At 65.1% G+C, this 16,676-nt stretch carries 19 protein-coding genes; 10 read left to right on the top strand and 9 right to left on the bottom strand.

From position 1 onward, the window contains the following. The first annotated feature begins 42 nt into the window (after positions 1–42). The 7 genes from ACLE20_RS09360 to ACLE20_RS09330 all read left to right on the top strand — a co-directional run bounded on the left by ACLE20_RS09360 (position 43) and on the right by ACLE20_RS09330 (position 4,937). Entirely contained in the window at positions 43–456 is a 414-nt protein-coding gene (locus tag ACLE20_RS09360; RefSeq protein ID WP_410940006.1) for an MAPEG family protein, read from the top strand. Between the two features lie 21 nt (positions 457–477). Then, positions 478–1,125: a LysE family transporter gene (locus tag ACLE20_RS09355; RefSeq protein WP_410940222.1), complete on the top strand. Its 648-nt coding sequence runs from the start codon at positions 478–480 to the stop codon at positions 1,123–1,125. Positions 1,126–1,128: 3 nt separating this feature from the next. Next, positions 1,129–1,623 carry a hypothetical protein gene (locus ACLE20_RS09350; protein WP_410940005.1) on the top strand — a complete coding sequence of 165 codons (495 nt, stop codon included), beginning with the start codon at positions 1,129–1,131 and terminating at the stop codon, positions 1,621–1,623. Beyond that, entirely contained in the window at positions 1,620–2,372 is a 753-nt protein-coding gene (locus tag ACLE20_RS09345; protein ID WP_410940004.1) for a glucose 1-dehydrogenase, read from the top strand. Before ACLE20_RS09350 ends, ACLE20_RS09345 begins: the two co-directional genes overlap by 4 nt. A 28-nt stretch (positions 2,373–2,400) precedes the next feature. Next, on the top strand, positions 2,401–3,804 hold the full coding sequence (lpdA, locus tag ACLE20_RS09340; RefSeq protein WP_410940003.1) for a dihydrolipoyl dehydrogenase: 1,404 nt from the start codon (positions 2,401–2,403) through the stop codon (positions 3,802–3,804). A gap of 104 nt (positions 3,805–3,908) precedes the next feature. Further along, entirely contained in the window at positions 3,909–4,409 is a 501-nt protein-coding gene (locus ACLE20_RS09335) for a cytochrome b (RefSeq protein ID WP_410940002.1), read from the top strand. A 51-nt stretch (positions 4,410–4,460) separates the two neighbouring features. Beyond that, positions 4,461–4,937 carry a DUF2867 domain-containing protein gene (locus tag ACLE20_RS09330; protein WP_410940001.1) on the top strand — a complete coding sequence of 159 codons (477 nt, stop codon included), beginning with the start codon at positions 4,461–4,463 and terminating at the stop codon, positions 4,935–4,937. 8 nt (positions 4,938–4,945) lie between these two features. On the opposite strand, the gene ACLE20_RS09325 is transcribed toward ACLE20_RS09330, so the two are convergent. Beyond that, positions 4,946–5,500 (bottom strand): L,D-transpeptidase family protein, encoded by a 555-nt coding sequence (locus tag ACLE20_RS09325; protein ID WP_410940000.1) that lies wholly within the window; start codon positions 5,498–5,500, stop codon positions 4,946–4,948. 214 nt (positions 5,501–5,714) lie between these two features. Here ACLE20_RS09325 and ACLE20_RS09320 point away from each other — a divergent pair, with 214 nt between their 5' ends. Beyond that, positions 5,715–6,398 (top strand): response regulator transcription factor, encoded by a 684-nt coding sequence (locus ACLE20_RS09320; protein WP_410939999.1) that lies wholly within the window; start codon positions 5,715–5,717, stop codon positions 6,396–6,398. Between the two features lie 59 nt (positions 6,399–6,457). Continuing rightward, entirely contained in the window at positions 6,458–6,916 is a 459-nt protein-coding gene (locus ACLE20_RS09315; protein ID WP_410939998.1) for a cyclic nucleotide-binding domain-containing protein, read from the top strand. An 8-nt stretch (positions 6,917–6,924) separates the two neighbouring features. Here the strand turns inward: ACLE20_RS09315 and ACLE20_RS09310 are convergent, their stop codons facing one another. From ACLE20_RS09310 to tesB, 6 genes are all read right to left on the bottom strand, one after another. Continuing rightward, positions 6,925–7,731, bottom strand: a complete 807-nt coding sequence (locus ACLE20_RS09310) for an exodeoxyribonuclease III (RefSeq protein ID WP_410939997.1) — start codon at positions 7,729–7,731, stop codon at positions 6,925–6,927. Positions 7,732–7,836: 105 nt separating this feature from the next. Beyond that, a complete protein-coding gene (locus ACLE20_RS09305; protein ID WP_410939996.1) occupies positions 7,837–8,508 on the bottom strand; it encodes an outer membrane lipoprotein carrier protein LolA in 672 nt (223 codons plus the stop codon). A gap of 183 nt (positions 8,509–8,691) precedes the next feature. Further along, positions 8,692–11,274: a DNA translocase FtsK 4TM domain-containing protein gene (locus tag ACLE20_RS09300; RefSeq protein ID WP_410939995.1), complete on the bottom strand. Its 2,583-nt coding sequence runs from the start codon at positions 11,272–11,274 to the stop codon at positions 8,692–8,694. Between the two features lie 213 nt (positions 11,275–11,487). Next, positions 11,488–12,933 carry an ammonium transporter gene (locus ACLE20_RS09295; protein WP_410939994.1) on the bottom strand — a complete coding sequence of 482 codons (1,446 nt, stop codon included), beginning with the start codon at positions 12,931–12,933 and terminating at the stop codon, positions 11,488–11,490. Positions 12,934–12,962: 29 nt separating this feature from the next. After that, on the bottom strand, positions 12,963–13,301 hold the full coding sequence (locus tag ACLE20_RS09290) for a P-II family nitrogen regulator (protein WP_410939993.1): 339 nt from the start codon (positions 13,299–13,301) through the stop codon (positions 12,963–12,965). 219 nt (positions 13,302–13,520) lie between these two features. Then, a complete protein-coding gene (tesB, locus tag ACLE20_RS09285) occupies positions 13,521–14,408 on the bottom strand; it encodes an acyl-CoA thioesterase II (protein ID WP_410939992.1) in 888 nt (295 codons plus the stop codon). A gap of 113 nt (positions 14,409–14,521) precedes the next feature. On the opposite strand from tesB, the gene ACLE20_RS09280 reads away from it, so the two are divergent. Continuing rightward, positions 14,522–15,748 (top strand): ubiquinone biosynthesis hydroxylase, encoded by a 1,227-nt coding sequence (locus ACLE20_RS09280; protein WP_410939991.1) that lies wholly within the window; start codon positions 14,522–14,524, stop codon positions 15,746–15,748. 23 nt (positions 15,749–15,771) lie between these two features. Here the strand turns inward: ACLE20_RS09280 and ACLE20_RS09275 are convergent, their stop codons facing one another. Further along, complete coding sequence (locus ACLE20_RS09275) at positions 15,772–15,960, bottom strand: Trm112 family protein (RefSeq protein WP_323106546.1); 189 nt, start codon at positions 15,958–15,960, stop codon at positions 15,772–15,774. A gap of 24 nt (positions 15,961–15,984) precedes the next feature. Next, positions 15,985–16,665, bottom strand: a complete 681-nt coding sequence (locus ACLE20_RS09270; protein ID WP_410939990.1) for an LON peptidase substrate-binding domain-containing protein — start codon at positions 16,663–16,665, stop codon at positions 15,985–15,987. Positions 16,666–16,676: the final 11 nt, after the last annotated feature.

Raw genomic sequence — 16,676 nt, 5'->3', positions numbered from 1 at the left:
CGCTTTCCGGGCTGCCGCCTTCTTGCCTGCAGGATATGATCCATGGATGCCGCTACCCTCGCCAGCTCGCCCTTCACGACCCTCGTCGCCTGGAGTGCGCTGCTGCTTCTTGTCCAGATCAGCCTGCAGGGAATGCTGGCGACGCGCGAGCTCGGCAGCAGCTGGAACGCCGGACCGCGCGATGAATCCCTGCAGCCGAAAGGCAAGCTGGCGGGACGCGCCGCCCGCGCTTCGAAAAACCTGCAGGAAACCTTCCCCATCTTCGTCGGCCTTGCGCTGGCCTTGGCTCTGCTGGGCGAAAACAGCGGAACAGCGCTGACGGCGGCCTGGATCTGGCTTGCAGCCCGCATTCTCTATGTGCCGCTCTATCTGGCCGGCATCCCCTATGTCCGCTCGCTCGTCTGGACGATCGCGCTCGCCGCGCTTGTCGCCATGGCCACGATCGTGATCGTCTGAAGGCGGACCCTGAGCATGGACATGGCGCTCCACCCCTATCTCTTGGAACTGGCCTCGCTGATGGCGATCTTCAGCTTCGCCATCGTCTCGCCCGGGGCCGACCTTGCCATGGTCATGCGCCAGTCGATCGTCGCCGGGCGGCGCGCCGCGATCCTCACCTCTTTCGGCATCGGCGCCTCGCTGATGATGCATGTCACCTACACGATCCTCGGCCTCGGTCTCGTCATCTCCCAGTCGATCGCGCTCTTCAACATCGTCAAATGGTGCGGCGTCGCCTATCTCGTCTATATCGGCCTCAAGGCGCTCGGCGCGAAGAAGGCGGAGGCGCCGGAGGTGGATGACGCCGCCCCGCGGCCGCAGCAGGCGCAGTCGGCGCTGCGCGCCTTCGGCCTCGGCTTTGCCGCCAACGCGCTGAACCCGAAGCCGGTCTTCTTCTTCCTGTCGATCTTCTCCACCGTCGTCAGCGCGGCGACGCCGATCCCGGTCAAGTTCGGCTATGGCCTGGTGATGGCAAGCTGCCTCATCCTCTGGTTCGTCGGCGTCAGCCTGTTCATGACCCGGCCGGCCATGCGCGCGCGCTTTACCCGCATCAGCCATTGGATCGACCGGGCAGGCGGCCTGGTCTTCATCACCCTCGGCCTGAAACTCGCCACCGAAAAGGCGGGCTGAGTCATGAGGCGGGCGCTGGCATATGGCGTGGCGGCAAGCCTGCTGTCCTTCTCTGCTGAGGCAGCCTCTTGCCCGCAGGAGCAGGCCCGCTACCAGGATCGCGACAAGGCCTATGAGCTTGCCTTTCTGCCCGAAGCCTCCGATGCGCAGACCGCTGAGCACCGGTTTACGTTAAGCGTGCTCGGCACATCACTGAAACTCGATGGCTATGTCATGGGTGCGTCACCCGACGAGCGGCCGTCGAGCATGCTCTTCTTCAACTGCCCCGAAGGCGACGTGACCGGCGCGGATCTCCAGGCCTGCACCATCTGGCAGGGCGTGATCTATGGCGAGAGCGGCGGCACGCTGAGCCTGCTCCCGGCCGCAGGCCAACCCGCCGCCGGGGCCCTCCTTCTCCCTGCACTCGGCCCCGCGATCCGCCAGTCCACCCTGTTCGGCGAAGGCAAGGCGCAGCTGGCGCCGTGGGATGTCCTGACCTTTTCGGGATGCGCGTCATGACTGAGCGCAAGGTCCTGCTGGTCACCGGCGGAAGCCGCGGCATCGGCGCCAGTGTTGCGCTGAAGGCGGCGGCGCAAGGCTGGGCCGTTGTGATCAATTATGCGCGGGATCGCGAGGCGGCCGAAGCCGTCGCCGCGGCCATCAACGAAACGGGCGGCTCCGCCCTGACGGTTCCCGGCGATATCTCGCGCGAGGAGGATCTCGAAGCGGTCTTTTCTCTGGTCGATCGCGCCTTCGGCCGGCTCGATGGGCTGGTCAACAATGCCGGCATCGTGGACCAGCCGGCGCGGGTCGACGAGATGAGCCGCACGCGGCTCGATCGCATGTTCGCCATCAACACGATCGGCGCGATCCGCGTGGCGGCCGAAGCGGTGCGGCGCATGTCGACCCGAAATGGTGGCCGCGGCGGGGCCATCGTCAACATCTCCTCCATGGCCGCCGTGCTCGGCTCGGCCGGCCAGTATGTCGATTACGCCGCCTCGAAGGGCGCGATCGACACGCTGACGATCGGCTTGGCGCGCGAAGTGGCCGAGGAGGGCATCCGCGTCAATGCGGTCCGCCCCGGCATCATCGATACCGACATTCACGCCTCGGGCGGTCTGCCCGACCGGGTGCGGGATCTTGCAAGCAGTATTCCGATGAAGAGGGCGGGCGCTCCGGACGACGTGGCCGACGCCGTTCTCTACCTCCTGTCTCCCGAAGCGTCCTATGTGACGGGAGCCATTCTCAATGTTTCCGGCGGCAGATAGGCCCGCGGGACCAAGGAAGGAAAACTAAATGTCCTATGATGTCATCGTGATCGGCACCGGCCCGGGCGGCTATGTCTGTGCGGTCAAGGCGGCCCAGCTGGGGCTCAAGGTCGCCGTGGTCGAAAAGCGCGCCACCTTCGGCGGCACCTGCCTCAATATCGGCTGCATCCCCTCCAAGGCGCTGCTGCATGCGTCTGAGATGTTCCACGCAGCCGGCCATCTGGACAGCCTCGGCATCGAGGTCGAGGCGCCGCGCCTCAACCTGCCGAAGATGATGGAGCACAAGGACGCGACCGTGAAGTCGAATGTCGACGGCGTCGCCTTCCTCTTCAAGAAGAATAAGATCGACACCTTCCAGGGCACCGGCAAGGTGTCCGGCACCGGCCGCGTCGTCGTGACTGCCGAGGGCGGCGAGAGCCAGACGCTCGAAACCAAGGCGATCGTCATCGCCACCGGCTCGGATGTCGCCGGCATTCCGGGCGTCCCGGTCGAGATCGACGAGACCGTCATCGTCTCCTCCACCGGCGGCATCGCGCTTTCCAAGGTGCCCGGCCACATGGTCGTGGTCGGCGGCGGCGTCATCGGCCTGGAACTCGGCTCGGTCTGGTCGCGCCTCGGCGCCAAGGTGACCGTCGTCGAATATCTCGACACCATCCTCGGCGGCATGGATGGCGAGGTTTCCAAGCAGTTCCAGCGTATTCTCGCCAAGCAGGGCATCGAGTTCCACCTCGGAGCCAAGGTGACCGGCGTGACCCGCGACGGCGACGGCGCCAGCGTCACCTTCGAGCCGGTCAAGGGCGGCGAGGCGCAGACACTGGCCGCCGATGTCGTGCTGGTCGCGACCGGCCGCAAGCCCTTCACCGCCGGCCTCGGTCTCGAGGAAGCGGGCGTCGCGTTGGACAATCGCGGCCGGGTGGAGATCGACGGCCACTTCCGCACCAATGTCGAGGGCATCTATGCGATCGGCGATGTGGTGAAGGGCCCGATGCTTGCCCACAAGGCCGAGGACGAGGGCGTGGCGCTGGCCGAAATTCTCGCAGGCCAGGCGGGCCATGTGAATTACGACGTCATCCCCGGCGTCGTCTATACCCAGCCGGAAGTCGCCTCCGTCGGCAAGACGGAAGAGGAGCTGAAGGCCGCAGGCATTGCCTACAAGGTCGGCAAGTTCCCCTTCTCGGCCAATGGCCGCGCCCGCGCCATGCAGGCAACCGACGGCTTCGTGAAGATCCTTGCCGACAAGGAAACCGACCGCGTGCTCGGCGGCCATATCATCGGCTTCGGCGCCGGCGAGATGATCCACGAGATCACCGTGCTCATGGAATTCGGCGGCTCGTCGGAAGATCTTGGCCGCACCTGCCACGCCCATCCGACCATGTCGGAAGCGGTGAAGGAAGCAGCCCTCGCCACCTTCTTCAAGCCGATCCATATGTAAGCCCAAGCGGCTTGCTTAAACTTTGGACAGGGTCTGAAATCGTGCTTGCCGGCCTCCGGCAGGCACGACTAGCTTGATCTTCTTCCTCGAAGGAGACCAAGTCCGTGACGCCGATCCCGCAATCCTTCAGCCTGCCGCAGCGCGTGCTCCACTGGACGACCGTGCTGCTCGTTCTCTTCAATCTGTTGGCCTCCGACGATATGGAGCACTGGTGGCGGGCGGTGCGCCACGGCACCGAGCCGGCACCGGATCTACTGGCTGGTGCCAATCTCCATGCCTATGTCGGCATCGCCATTCTGGCCGTCGCGGTGCTGCGCCTGGCGCTGCGCCATATCCAGGGCGTTCCCGCAGACCCGGCCGTCGAGCCAGCGCCGTTCCGCCTCCTCGCCCGCATCACCCATTTCGGGCTTTATGCGCTGCTGATCGGCATGCCAATTGCCGGCATGGCCGCCTATTACGGCGGCATCGCCCAGGCCGGAGAGCTGCATGGCGAGCTGATGAAAACAGCGCTCTGGATCCTCATCGGCCTGCACGTCGCCGGCGCCCTTGTCCATCAGTTCTACTGGAAGACCAATGTGCTGCGGCGGATGACGGTCGGCGGCTGAGCAAACTGCAACCGTGTTCTAGCCAGCAGTCCAATTAGGAGAGGTTCCTGGATGAAACGTCATGCCGTCTTCGTTCCGCTTCCACATCCCAAGCTGCCTGCTGCGGATTGGGCGGACTGCTTTCAGACACTCCGTCAAGGAAATCCGGTGACGGCGCGACGCGCTGCGGAATTAATGCTGACGAGCTTTCCGCTCTGGGTGCGTCTCTTGATGCGGCTGCGCGATGGCGCTGTCCGCCCCTTCGGCCTGATGGGCAGAGAGACGGTTGAAGCTACCGTTCCTGCTCGCGCGAGGATTGGCTTCTTTCCGGTGATCGACGAAACGAACTCCGAGATCACGCTCGGGCTCGACGACCATCATCTCGACTTCCGTTTGGTCGTGACGGTGGAGAATCAGGCCGACGCGAGTCAGCTCATCAGCGTCACGACGCTGGTGCACCGCAAGGTGACGTTCGGGCGCGTCTATATGGCAGCCATCGCCCCATTTCACCGGCTGATTGTCCGGTCCAGCTTGAACAGGCTCGCCTGACGCCGCCCCTACCCCACCACACGCACCACCGTGCCCCGCCGTGCGACCTTCAGGATGCGGCGCATGGCGGGCAGGCTGACGGCGATGCAGCCTTCGGTTGGCAGGTAGCCGGGGCGGATGAGGTGGAAGAAGATGGCGGAGCCGGCATTGCGTCGGCGCGCGCGGATGTTCCAGTCCATGACCAGGCATATATCGTAGAGCCCATCGGTGCGCGTCATGGTTTCATGGCTTACCGAAAGCGGGCGATGGGCCGGTCGGTTATAGGCGGCATGGCCAGGCGCATCGCACCAGAGGAAACCGGGGCGGAGTGTCGCGAGCGGCAGGCGCGTTACTGGCGGCACCAGGCGGTCCCGCCGGACATAGCCGGAGAGGAGCGACATGGCGGCGATCGGCGTTGCGCCGTCGCCCTCTCGCTTCAGCGCCGTCCGCCCGCCGCGCCCAATCGCCGCTTGCTCCACCCGGCCGCCGACGCTGACGAGAGCACGGCAGGAATTGCCAGGGGCGGGACGGACGATGATCGGGGACGGTCTGCGCGGCCTTTCGGGCGGCCGTTTCTTCAGCATGGGGAGACTCACGGCAAATTCAGTTGTTCGTGATGGGGCTTTGGTCCTAGCACGGACCCGGCGGGTGGTGGAGGCCCGCAGCGCATCGCCGCGCGCGTTCCTCTGCCGCGCATGCGCCTTCCCGGCGTGTCGCCCGCCCGGTCGTTCGCGCTTGCCTGTCCTTGCTTGTCAAAGTCTGCGGCTGAGCTAATTTGTCTCCCAAGGAGAAAAGCCCATGTCATCCCGCACCATTCTCATCGTTGACGACGACGACGATCTGCGCCGCACCCTCGTCGAGCAGCTGTCGATGTATGAAGAGTTCACCATCCTCGAAGAGGCGACCGCCAGCCGCGGCGTGCAGGCGGCGCGCAACCAGCTCGTCTCGCTGCTCATCATGGATGTCGGCCTGCCGGACATGGACGGGCGCGAGGCGGTGAAGCTGTTGCGCAAGGGTGGGTTCAAGCCGCCGATCATCATGCTCACCGGCCATGACACCGACTCCGACACGATCCTCGGCCTGGAAGCCGGGGCGAACGACTATGTCACCAAGCCTTTTCGCTTCGCCGTCCTGCTTGCCCGCATCCGCGCGCAGTTGCGCCAGCATGAGCAGAGCGAGGACGCGACCTTCTCCGTCGGCCCCTACACCTTCAAGCCGGGGCAGAAGCTCCTGACGCTCGAGAACGGCCAGAAGATCCGTTTGACGGAAAAGGAAGCCGCCATCATCCGCTATCTCTACCGGGCCGACCAGAAGGTGGTGACGCGCGATGTGCTGCTCGAGGAGGTCTGGGGCTATAATTCCGGTGTGACCACCCATACGCTCGAAACCCATGTCTACCGGCTGCGCCAGAAAATCGAGCGCGACCCTTCCAATGCCGAGATTTTGGTGACAGAAAACGGGGGTTACAAGATCGTCCCGTAAAGCGGCACGGGCAGCCTTCCCTGCTCCCGCCGGCGGCGGGCGAAGGCAGGACCGCCCGCTTGGCGCTGAACGACGATATCGCCCTTCTCTCCGCCGTGCCGCTTTTTGCGGAGCTCGATGGCGACAAGCTGCGCCTGATCGCCTTCGGCGCGGAGCACAAGCGACTGGCGCGCGGGCAACAACTGTTTCGCGAGGGCGCGCCCGCCGATTGCGCCTATGTGGTGGCCGCCGGCCGCTTTTCCTTGAGCCGCATTGCCAGCAACGGCGCCTCGGAAGAGGTGGCCGTGGCAGGGCCCGGCGTGCTGCTTTCCGAACTCGCGATGATCTCCTTCGTTGAGCGCAAGTTCACGGCGGTGGCCGAGGAAGAGAGCGACGTGCTGCGCATTCCCCGCAGCCTCTTCCACCGCATGCTCGAGGAATATCCGGAGGTGGCGCGGCTGGTCGAATCCCGCATCCGCGAGAACCTGCAGGCGATGATCCGCGAGGTCCAGCGCATGGCGCCGCGCTTCGCCGACTGAGCAGCGCCTCACAGATCGAAATGCGCGATCACCGGCACATGGTCGGACGGCCGCTCCCAGCCGCGGGCTTCCTTGAGGATATCGACGCGCTTGAGATGCGGCGCGAGATCGGCAGAGGACCAGATATGGTCGAGGCGGCGGCCGCGATCGGCGGCTTCCCAGTCCCGTGCACGATAGCTCCACCAGGTGTAGAGCTTTTCCGGCGGCGGGGCGTGCTGGCGCATCAGATCCACCCAGGCGCCACCGGTCATGACGGCGGTCAGCCCCTCGGTTTCGATCGGCGTGTGGCTGACGATCTTCAGAAGCTGCTTGTGGGACCAGACGTCATCTTCGAGCGGCGCGATGTTGAGATCACCCACCAGGATCGAGGAGATGCCGGCCTCGCTTTCGGCATGCAGCAGCTTCATCTCCTCGATGAAATCGAGCTTGTGGCCGAACTTCCTGTTGATCGTCCGGTCCGGCTCGTCGCCGCCAGCCGGCACATAGAAATTATGTAACCGGATTCGTTTAGACCCATGATCGAAGACGACCGAGAGGTGGCGCGCATCGCCGACCCCGCAATAGTCCCGCCGGTCGATGAGTTCGCTCAAGGGCAGGCGCGAGACGGTCGCGACGCCGTGGTAGCCCTTCTGCCCATGGAAAGCGAGATGCGGATAGCCCATGGCCTCGAAGGCGGAAACGGGGAAGAGGTCGTTCGGGCACTTGGTTTCCTGCAGGCAGAGAATGTCCGGCTGGAATCGGGCGAGAAAGCTTTCCACCAGCGGCAGACGCAGCCGCACGGAATTGATGTTCCAGGTCGCGATCGACAAAGCCATTTCAGAAGCACCCCATGCAAAAGCCCGCCGGCCTGATGAAGAGGCGGACGGGCTCTTTAAACGCAGGAGCGGCTTCCGAACAAGACAGGAGCGTCACGCAAGCCGCTACTTGCGGACCTCGTCATAGGGGATCTCGAAGACACGATCGTCCATCGGGATGCCGGTGCGCACATTGAAGATCATCACCGACGTGTCCTTCTTCTGCGCATCGGTGATCGTCCACTGGCGCAGGTCGTAGGTTTTCGGGTCGAACATCATGGTGATGGTCGAATCGCCGAATATGGAGCGGTCGCCGAGCACGATCGTGATCAGGTCCGGCTCCTCCTTCACGTCGCGCACCTGCTTGCCCGACAGGTCGATCGTGTCCGAGAGAAGCAGATTGAGTGGCGTCTTGGAGAGCGGGTAGAGATCCCAGGTCTTGAGCTTCTGATTGCCGATGACCACCGCCTTGCCGTCGGCGATCACCCGCATCGGCGACGGAGCCTCATAGTTAAAGCGGATCTTGCCCGGGCGGCTGATGTAGAACTTGCCACCGGTCTGCTCGCCACGCGGACCGAACTGGACAAACTCGCCACTCATCGTCTTCACCGAGGCGAAATGATCGGCGATCTTCTGGGCCACCGAGGCCTGGGCGCGCGCCTCGGGCATGGGCAGGCCAAGTGCGGCAACAGCGCCGAGCACCGCGATGCCAGCGAGCAGCGTCCGGCGCGTCATGCGGGCGGGCCCGGCACGGTCCTCGGCGGCATCCGGCTGCAGGCGCGTCGGCAAAAGGCTCATGGAGGTCTCCTTAAGGTCTGGTGCGGAGGATGTGGCGCGCAACTGCGGCACCTTCAAGGCCCGGTTCGGCGCAGCCTCCGCGCAAAACAGGCCGGCCCGTGCTGAACAGCCGCGCGTGCCTGAGCCCTACCTGACGGTGGGGCCCTGGTGATTGGCGTTTGTGCTTGGCCTTGGTGCTTGGACTCAGTCTTCCGTCGGCACCAGGATCTCGCGCTTGCCGGCATGGTTGGCGGCGCCGATGATGCCTTCCTTCTCCATCCGCTCGATCAGCGAGGCCGCGCGATTATAGCCGATGCCGAGACGGCGCTGCACATAGGAGGTCGACGCCTTGCCGTCGCGCAGCACGATCGCCACCGCCTGGTCATAAGGATCGTCGGAATCGCCGAGATTGCCGGTGCCGGCCGGGCCGCCGCCCTCGCCGTCCTCATCCTCGTCCTCGGTGATCGCGTCGAGATAATCCGGTGCGCCCTGGCTCTTCAGATAGGTAACGATCTGCTCGACCTCGTTGTCGGAGACGAAGGGGCCGTGGACGCGCTGGATGCGGCCGCCGCCGGCCATATAGAGCATGTCGCCCTGGCCGAGCAGCTGTTCGGCACCCTGCTCGCCGAGGATGGTGCGGCTGTCGATCTTGGAGGTGACCTGGAAGGAGATGCGCGTCGGGAAATTGGCCTTGATCGTACCGGTGATGACGTCGACCGAGGGGCGCTGCGTGGCCATGATCACATGGATGCCAGCGGCGCGCGCCATCTGGGCAAGCCGCTGGACGGCGCCTTCGATATCCTTGCCGGCCACCATCATCAGGTCGGCCATTTCGTCGATGATGACGACGATATAGGGCATCGGCGCGAGATCGAATTCCTCCGTTTCGTAGGTCGCCTCGCCGGTCTGGCGGTCGAAGCCGGTCTGAACGGTGCGGCTGATCGTCTCTCCCTTGGCGAGCGCCTGTTCCACGCGGGAATTGAAACCGTCGATGTTGCGCACGCCGATCTTCGACATCTTCTTGTAGCGCTCCTCCATCTCGCGCACCGTCCATTTCAGCGCGACGACGGCCTTCTTGGGATCGGTGACGACGGGGGAGAGAAGATGCGGAATGCCGTCATAGACGGAGAGTTCGAGCATCTTCGGATCGATCATGATCAGCCGGCACTGTTCCGGCGTCATCCGGTAGAGCAGCGACAGGATCATGGTGTTGATGGCGACCGACTTGCCCGAGCCGGTGGTGCCGGCGACCAGCAGATGCGGCATCTTGGCGATGTCGGTGATGACCGGCTCGCCGCCGATCGTCTTGCCGAGCGCCATGGCCAGCTTCGCCTTGCTGCTTTCGAAATCGCGGCTGCCGATCAGCTCGCGCAGATAGACCGTCTCGCGCCGCTGGTTCGGCAGCTCGATGCCGATCGCATTGCGGCCGGGGACGACCGCGACGCGGGCGGCAATCGCGCTCATCGAGCGGGCGATGTCGTCGGCAAGACCGATGACGCGGGAGGACTTGATGCCGGGCGCCGGCTCAAGCTCGTACAGGGTAACGACCGGACCGGGGCGCACTTGGATGATCTCGCCCTTGACGCCGAAATCCTCGAGTACGCCCTCGAGCATGCGGGCATTCTGTTCGAGCGCATCGGCCGAGAGTGTCGCATCGCGCACGACGTTCTTCGGCTCGGCCAGGAAGTCGAGCGGCGGGAGCTCGAAGGTGCCATCGCCGTCCGGGAAACGCTCGCGCGCCGGCGCGGGTCGGGTGGCGGCCATGTTTACCCGCGGCTGCGCGGGCGCGGCGCGGCTGCGGGCCGGCGTGTCGCTGGAGAGGAGATCGCGCGGCAGAACGTCGTCCTCCGCATCGTCCTCGTCCGCATCGTCATCGAAGCCGAGGGAGGGCTCGGCGCGGCGGCGTTCAGGGGCGCCATCGAGCGAGGGCTCGACGCGCGGGCCGGCCTTGCGCCGCGTCGGCATGTTCAGCGTGCCAAATTCGTCGTCATTGAAATCATAGGGCTCCTCGATCTCCCGACGGGGAGACCGCTTGGCAGAGATGCCGAAGAGCCGGCGCAGCCGCGCCTTGTTCGTATAGGTGAGGTGCGTCAGCGTGCCGGCGAGGAAGAGCATCAGCCCGCCTTCGCTCTCGTCCTCGTCCATCTCCTCGCGCACGGTCTTGGCCTTGCCCGGCGTTGGTGCTGCCGGTGCTTCGAAGAGGTCCGGCTCCTCGACCCCGAACAGGCCGGCAGCGAAGACCAGGAAGACGATCGCCGGAATAGCGAGGATGACGCCGAGGATGGTGGCGAAATTGCCGGCCGGATAGGCGCCGGTCAGAAGCGCCGGGAGGCGCAGGATCATATCGCCGAAGACGCCGCCGAGACCGTTCGGCAGCGGCCAGGTGACAGGTGCGGGCACGCAGGCGAGCGAGGCGGAGGCGAGGACGGATCCACCGAACCAAGCGAGCCCGCGCTTGACGATCTTGTCGAAAGGCTTTGCGCCGATCAGCACCAGGGCCCAGGCAACGACCGGCAGGAGTGCCACGACGCTGCCGATGCCGAAGAACTGCATCATGAGGTCGGCAAAGATCGCCCCGCTCCTGCCGAGGAAATTGGTCGGCGCATCGGCGGTGGCATAGGAGAGGCTGGGATCGGCCACGTTCCAGGTGGACAGCGCCACCACGGCCAGCATCAGGGCTGCAAACAGCGCATAGCCGAGGCCAGCCACCGCCTGTCGCCGGACGAAGACCGAAAGGACGAACCGGTCCGACCCGGTTCCGAATGCCGCCTGATTGCTTCTTGCCATCTGCCTGCTGCCTTGCTCGTGGACACACTGCCCCCGTGGCCGAAGTCTATGCAGGGAGGGTTAAAGCTCCATTAACCATGCAACCCCTGCAGGCGCATGCCGGTAGGCAATCGGTGTCGATGGCGGCGAACAGAACTGTCTTGCGCCGGCCACCAGACGAAGAAAGGCCCGGCGCGGGCCGGGCCTTTCGAGGTTGAACAAGATGGATGCGACTTACGAGTGGTAGGCCGCTTCGCCGTGGCTGGCGAGGTCGAGGCCCTCGCGCTCGGCTTCGACCGGGACGCGCAGGCCGACGATGATGTCGACGACCTTGTAGAGGATCGCCGAGCCGACGCCCGACCAGACGAGGGTGACGAGGACGCCCTTGGCCTGGGCCAGGACCTGGGTGGCCGTGCCGGCATAGGAAGCCGCGAAGTCGGCGGTCGAGTAATCGACGATGCCGGCGCCGCCGAGCGCAGGGTTGACGAAGACGCCGGTCAGCAGGGCGCCGATGATGCCGCCGATACCGTGAACGCCGAAGACGTCGGCCGTGTCGTCATAGCCGAACTTGTTCTTCACCGTGGAGACGAAGAAGTAGCAGACCGGCGAAACGATCAGGCCCATGACGACGGCGCCCATCGGGCCGACGAAGCCGGCGGCCGGGGTGATGACGACGAGGCCGGCGACGGCACCCGAAGCGGCACCCAGCATGGAAGCCTTGCCGCGGGTGAAGGTCTCGGCGATCGACCAGGAGAGGATCGCGGCCGCGGTGGCCACGAAGGTGTTGATCATGGCGAGCGCTGCATAGGCATTGGCTTCGAGGTTGGAGCCGGCGTTGAAGCCGAACCAGCCGACCCACAGCAGCGAGGTGCCGACCATGGTCAGCGTCATCGAATGCGGGGCCATCATGTCACGGCCGAAGCCGGTGCGCTTGCCGACCATGATGCAGCCGACGAGACCGGCGATGCCGGCATTGATGTGCACCACGGTGCCGCCGGCGAAGTCGATGGCGCCGAAGCCGTAGATCAGGCCGGCCGGCGCGGTGTAGGCGCTCGGGCCACCCCAGAACCAGACCATATGGGCGATCGGGAAGTAGATGAAGGTCAGCCACAGGATGGTGAAGAGGATCACGGCCGAGAACTTGATGCGCTCGGCGAAGGCGCCGATGATCAGGCCGGGGGTGATGGCGGCAAAGGTCATCTGGAAGCAGACGAAGACCAGTTCCGGAATGGCCACACCCTTGGTGAAGCTTTCCGACATGGTGGTCACGTCGACGCCGGCCAGGAACACCTTGGAGAAGCCGCCGACGAAGGAGTTGAGGCTGCCGCCATCGGTGAAGGCGAGCGAATAGCCGTAGACCACCCAGACAACCATGGCGACGGCAGCGATCGTCATGACCTGCATCATGACGGACAGCATGTTCTTGGCGCGCACGAGACCGCCGTAGAAGAGCGCGAGGCCGGGCACGATCATCAGGAGGACGAGGACGGAGGACAGAAGCATCCAGGTCGTGTCGCCCTTGTCGACCGTCATGGCCGGCGCGGCAGCGGCTGCAGCTGAAGCTGCATCAGCGGCGGCCGGAGCGGCCGTATCCTGGGCGAAGGCGACGACCGGAGCGAGGACGGCTGCCGCGGCAGCGCCCATCCGGGCAAGCGAGGTCGAAAATTTCAGTGATGTCATCGAGTAAAGCTCCCTCTGGCGGCCGCGATTTACAGCGCTTCTGAATCGGTTTCGCCGGTACGGATGCGCACGGCATGGTCAATCGAGTAGACGAAGATCTTGCCGTCGCCGATCTGGCCGGTCTTGGCGGACGAGGCGATGGCTTCGACGGCCTTGTCGACCAGTTCGGAGGCGACAGCGATCTCGATCTTGAGCTTCGGCAGGAAGCTGACGGCATATTCGGTGCCGCGATAGATTTCGGTGTGCCCCTTCTGCCGGCCGTAGCCCTTCACTTCCGTCACGGTCAGGCCCTGGATGCCGACGGCGGTGAGCGCTTCGCGAACCTCATCGAGCTTGAACGGCTTGATAATAGCCATCACAATTTTCATTGGTTTCCCATCCTTGTTCATCTGCGGCGCGGCCGCCGTCTCTGGCCGATGCGCCAAATCCCCCAACGACCGATCCTCTCTATTCAAGGGGCGTGCCAAGTCGATGAGGGCTGCGAAAGAACGCAAAAAGGCCGCAATCCCGGGGTCGCGGCTTGGAAAACGTTAAAAATTGGCCAGAAGTTATGACTAAGATTTCGGCAAAATTAGAAAATTGCCCGGTTATTCGGCAGTTGCCTTTTTCCGAATCAGGCCCTCTTGGGCGACGGAGGCGATGAGGCGGCCCGCGCGATCGAACAGGCTGCCGCGCGTCAGGCCGCGGGCGCCGCCTGCACTTGGGCTGTCCTGGCTGTACAGCAGCCAGTCGTCGAGCCGGCAGGGGCGATGAAACCACATGGAATGATCGAGACTCGCCACCTGAAGGCTGCGGTCGAAGATCGAAGTGCCGTGCGCATAAAGTGCCGTGTCGAGCAGCGTCATGTCGGAGAGATAGGCAAGCACGGCGGCCTGCAGGGCCCGATCTTCCGGCACGGCCCCCACCGCCTTCACCCAGACCTGCTGGGCGGGCTCGAGCTTGTCGCGCGAGAAATAATGGGTGAGCGAGACCGGGCGGATTTCGATCGGCCGCGGGCGCTCCCAATAGAGGCGAATCGCCTCCGGTGCCTTGGCGAGGAAGGCCTCCTTCAGCCCCTTCTCGTCCAAGAGCTGCTCCGGCGGCACCACCTCCGTCATCGGCATCTGGTGCTCGAATCCGTCTTCCTCCACCTGGAAGGAGGCGGAGAGCGCGAAGATCGCCTTTCCATGCTGGATGGCGACGACGCGACGGGTGGTGAAGCTGCCGCCATCGCGGATCCGGTCGACATCATAGACGATCGGCACGGAGGGGTCGCCCGGCCGCATGAAGTATGCGTGCAGCGAATGCACGAAGCGATCGGCCGCGACGGTGCGCTGGGCGGCCACCAGGGCCTGGCCGATCACCTGACCGCCGAAGACCCGCTGCCAGCCGACCTGCGGCGAACGGCCGCGGAACAGATTCTCTTCCAGCTTTTCAAGGTCGAGCGTCTTGAGAAGCACGTCCATCGGCTGAGCAGTCGGGGTCCCCTCGGGCATTCTCGCGGTCTCCGGCGGTAGGAAGCGGGCCGCTCATGATCTATATGGAAGCCAGAAATGCTCAAGGGCCTTGCAGGATGTCAGGGCCGAGCGGCAGGCGAAGGACGGAACCGATGATCGATCTTCTGGTGGCAGGCGGTGGCTATGTCGGGCTCTCCCTTGCCGTTGCCGTGAAAAAGGCGGCGCCGCATCTCGATGTTCGCCTGATCGACGGCGCCCCGGATGGAGCTTGGCGGGGAGACCAGCGGGCCTCCGCCATTGCCGCGGCCGCCAGCCGCATGCTCGCCGTGCTTGGCGTCTGGGATAAGATTGAGCCCCAGGCCGAACCGATCCGGCGCATGGTCATCACCGATTCGCGCACCGCCGATCCCGTGCGCCCGGTCTTCCTGACTTTCGAAGGCGCCGCAGGGACGCTAGAGGCCCCGGCAGAGCCATTCGCCCATATGGTGCCCAATGTCGTGCTGGTCGGCGCGCTGAGGGAACAGGCCGAGGCACTCGGCGTGACGATCACCGCATCCACGACCGCCACCGGATTTTCGACCGGCGATCACGCGGTTGCCTTGAAGCTTGCCGATGGCTCGAGCCTCGAAACGCGGCTGCTGGTCGCCTGCGACGGTGTTCGCTCGCGTCTGCGCGAGGTGGCCGGCATCCGAACCGTCACGCTCGACTATGGCCAGTCCGGCATCGTGACGACGGTCGAGCATGAGAGGCCGCATGACGGCACGGCAGAGGAGCATTTCCTGCCGGCCGGCCCCTTCGCCACCCTGCCGCTGCCCGGCAACCGCTCTTCGCTCGTCTGGACCGAGCGAACCGAGGATGCCACGCGGCTGGTGGAGAGCGATGACCTGATCTTCGAAGCCGAGCTCGAGCGTCGCTTCGGCTACAAGCTCGGCGCGCTGAAGGTGGTCGGTGGACGGCGCGCCTTCCCGCTGGGCCTGACGATTGCCCGCGACTTCGTCAAGCCGCGCTTCGCGCTCTGCGGCGATGCCGCCCATGGAATCCACCCGATCTCCGGTCAGGGGCTCAATCTCGGCTTCAAGGACGTGGCGGCGCTGGCCGAAACGATTGTCGAGGCCGACCGGCTCGGTCTCGATATCGGCGCGATCGACGTGCTGGAGCGCTATCAGATCTGGCGGCGCTTCGACACGGTGCGCATGGGCATCACCACGGATGTGCTGAACCGGCTCTTCTCCAACGATGTCGCGCCGGTGAGGGCGCTGCGCGATTTCGGGCTCGGGCTGGTCGATCGCATGCCGGCACTCAAATCCTTCTTCATCCGCCAGGCCGCCGGTCTTGCCTCGGACCGCGACCCGCGGCTCCTTGCCGGCAAGCCGATCTGACGGGCGCTTGAGCGGCGGGACGGTCAGTCTTCGATCTTGCGGGCTTCCGAGATCAGCATGATCGGGATTCCGTCGCGGATCGGATAGGCGAGCCGCGCGCGCTCGGAGACGAGCTCCTGGTCTTCCGGATGATAGCTGAGCCGGCCCTTGGTCAGCGGGCAGACGAGAAGCTCCAGAAGCTTGGGATCGACCCGCCGCATCCGTTCTTCCATCGTCATCCCCCGTACCGGCGAGCCCTATTGAAGCGTGGTTTCGCCTGTTCCGAAGTCGCGCGCAAGCACGATTTCGGTGATGGCGATCAGCGTGTCGGCACGGGTCTTCAGATCCGGCGCTTCCAGCAGCGCCTGCTTTTCCGCCGGACCATAGGGCAGCATCATCGCCATCGAATTGACCAGCGTCACATTGCCGGCCCGCTCGACGCTCTCCCAGTCCGCCTCCAGCGAATTGGTGTCGAGATAGGCCTTGAAGGCGCCGAGCAGCGCGGCGCGGTCGACCTGCGTCTCGTCCTCGCTCGCCGTCAGATCGCCGGCAAAGGGCGCGATATGGAAATTGCGGTAGCCCTTGACGGTCGGCGCCTCGTTGAACAGGCGGAAGCGGCAGACGCCCGTGAGCGAGGTGATGTAGCGGCCATCCTCCATTTCCGCGAAGGAGGTGATGCGGCCGACGCAGCCGACCTGGCACAGCGCCGGCGGGGGCGCATGCGGGCTTTCGTCGCGCGGCTCGGTCAGCGAGGGCTGGATCATGCCGATCAGCCGGTTGCCACGCAGCGCATCGTCGAACATGGCGAGATAGCGAGGCTCGAAGATATTGAGCGGCAGCTGTGCGCCGGGGAGCAGGAGCACCCCGGTGAGCGGGAACACCGGAACCACATCCGGCAGATCCTGCGGCCTCAAATACCGCGCATTCCCGACCTGCATTTCGCGTGATC

The sequence above is a fragment of the Rhizobium sp. YIM 134829 genome, from assembly GCF_046546455.1.
The sequence above is the reverse complement of the archived record's forward strand: the minus strand, read 5'-3'. Positions and strand labels throughout refer to the sequence as shown.

Excerpts from the sequence above, each read along its gene's own strand:
- ACLE20_RS09360 (WP_410940006.1), top strand. The coding sequence starts at position 43 with ATGGATGCCGCTACCCTCGCCAGCTCGCCCTTCACGACCCTCGTCGCC.
- ACLE20_RS09355 (WP_410940222.1), top strand. The coding sequence starts at position 478 with ATGGCGCTCCACCCCTATCTCTTGGAACTGGCCTCGCTGATGGCGATC.
- ACLE20_RS09350 (WP_410940005.1), top strand. The coding sequence starts at position 1,129 with ATGAGGCGGGCGCTGGCATATGGCGTGGCGGCAAGCCTGCTGTCCTTC.
- ACLE20_RS09345 (WP_410940004.1), top strand. The coding sequence starts at position 1,620 with ATGACTGAGCGCAAGGTCCTGCTGGTCACCGGCGGAAGCCGCGGCATC.
- lpdA (WP_410940003.1), top strand. The coding sequence starts at position 2,401 with ATGTCCTATGATGTCATCGTGATCGGCACCGGCCCGGGCGGCTATGTC.
- ACLE20_RS09330 (WP_410940001.1), top strand. The coding sequence starts at position 4,461 with ATGAAACGTCATGCCGTCTTCGTTCCGCTTCCACATCCCAAGCTGCCT.
- ACLE20_RS09325 (WP_410940000.1), bottom strand. The coding sequence starts at position 5,500 with ATGCTGAAGAAACGGCCGCCCGAAAGGCCGCGCAGACCGTCCCCGATC.
- ACLE20_RS09320 (WP_410939999.1), top strand. The coding sequence starts at position 5,715 with ATGTCATCCCGCACCATTCTCATCGTTGACGACGACGACGATCTGCGC.
- ACLE20_RS09310 (WP_410939997.1), bottom strand. The coding sequence starts at position 7,731 with ATGGCTTTGTCGATCGCGACCTGGAACATCAATTCCGTGCGGCTGCGT.
- ACLE20_RS09305 (WP_410939996.1), bottom strand. The coding sequence starts at position 8,508 with ATGAGCCTTTTGCCGACGCGCCTGCAGCCGGATGCCGCCGAGGACCGT.
- ACLE20_RS09300 (WP_410939995.1), bottom strand. The coding sequence starts at position 11,274 with ATGGCAAGAAGCAATCAGGCGGCATTCGGAACCGGGTCGGACCGGTTC.
- ACLE20_RS09295 (WP_410939994.1), bottom strand. The coding sequence starts at position 12,933 with ATGACATCACTGAAATTTTCGACCTCGCTTGCCCGGATGGGCGCTGCC.
- ACLE20_RS09290 (WP_410939993.1), bottom strand. The coding sequence starts at position 13,301 with ATGAAAATTGTGATGGCTATTATCAAGCCGTTCAAGCTCGATGAGGTT.
- tesB (WP_410939992.1), bottom strand. The coding sequence starts at position 14,408 with ATGCCCGAGGGGACCCCGACTGCTCAGCCGATGGACGTGCTTCTCAAG.
- ACLE20_RS09280 (WP_410939991.1), top strand. The coding sequence starts at position 14,522 with ATGATCGATCTTCTGGTGGCAGGCGGTGGCTATGTCGGGCTCTCCCTT.
- ACLE20_RS09275 (WP_323106546.1), bottom strand. The coding sequence starts at position 15,960 with ATGGAAGAACGGATGCGGCGGGTCGATCCCAAGCTTCTGGAGCTTCTC.
- ACLE20_RS09270 (WP_410939990.1), bottom strand. The coding sequence starts at position 16,665 with ATGCAGGTCGGGAATGCGCGGTATTTGAGGCCGCAGGATCTGCCGGAT.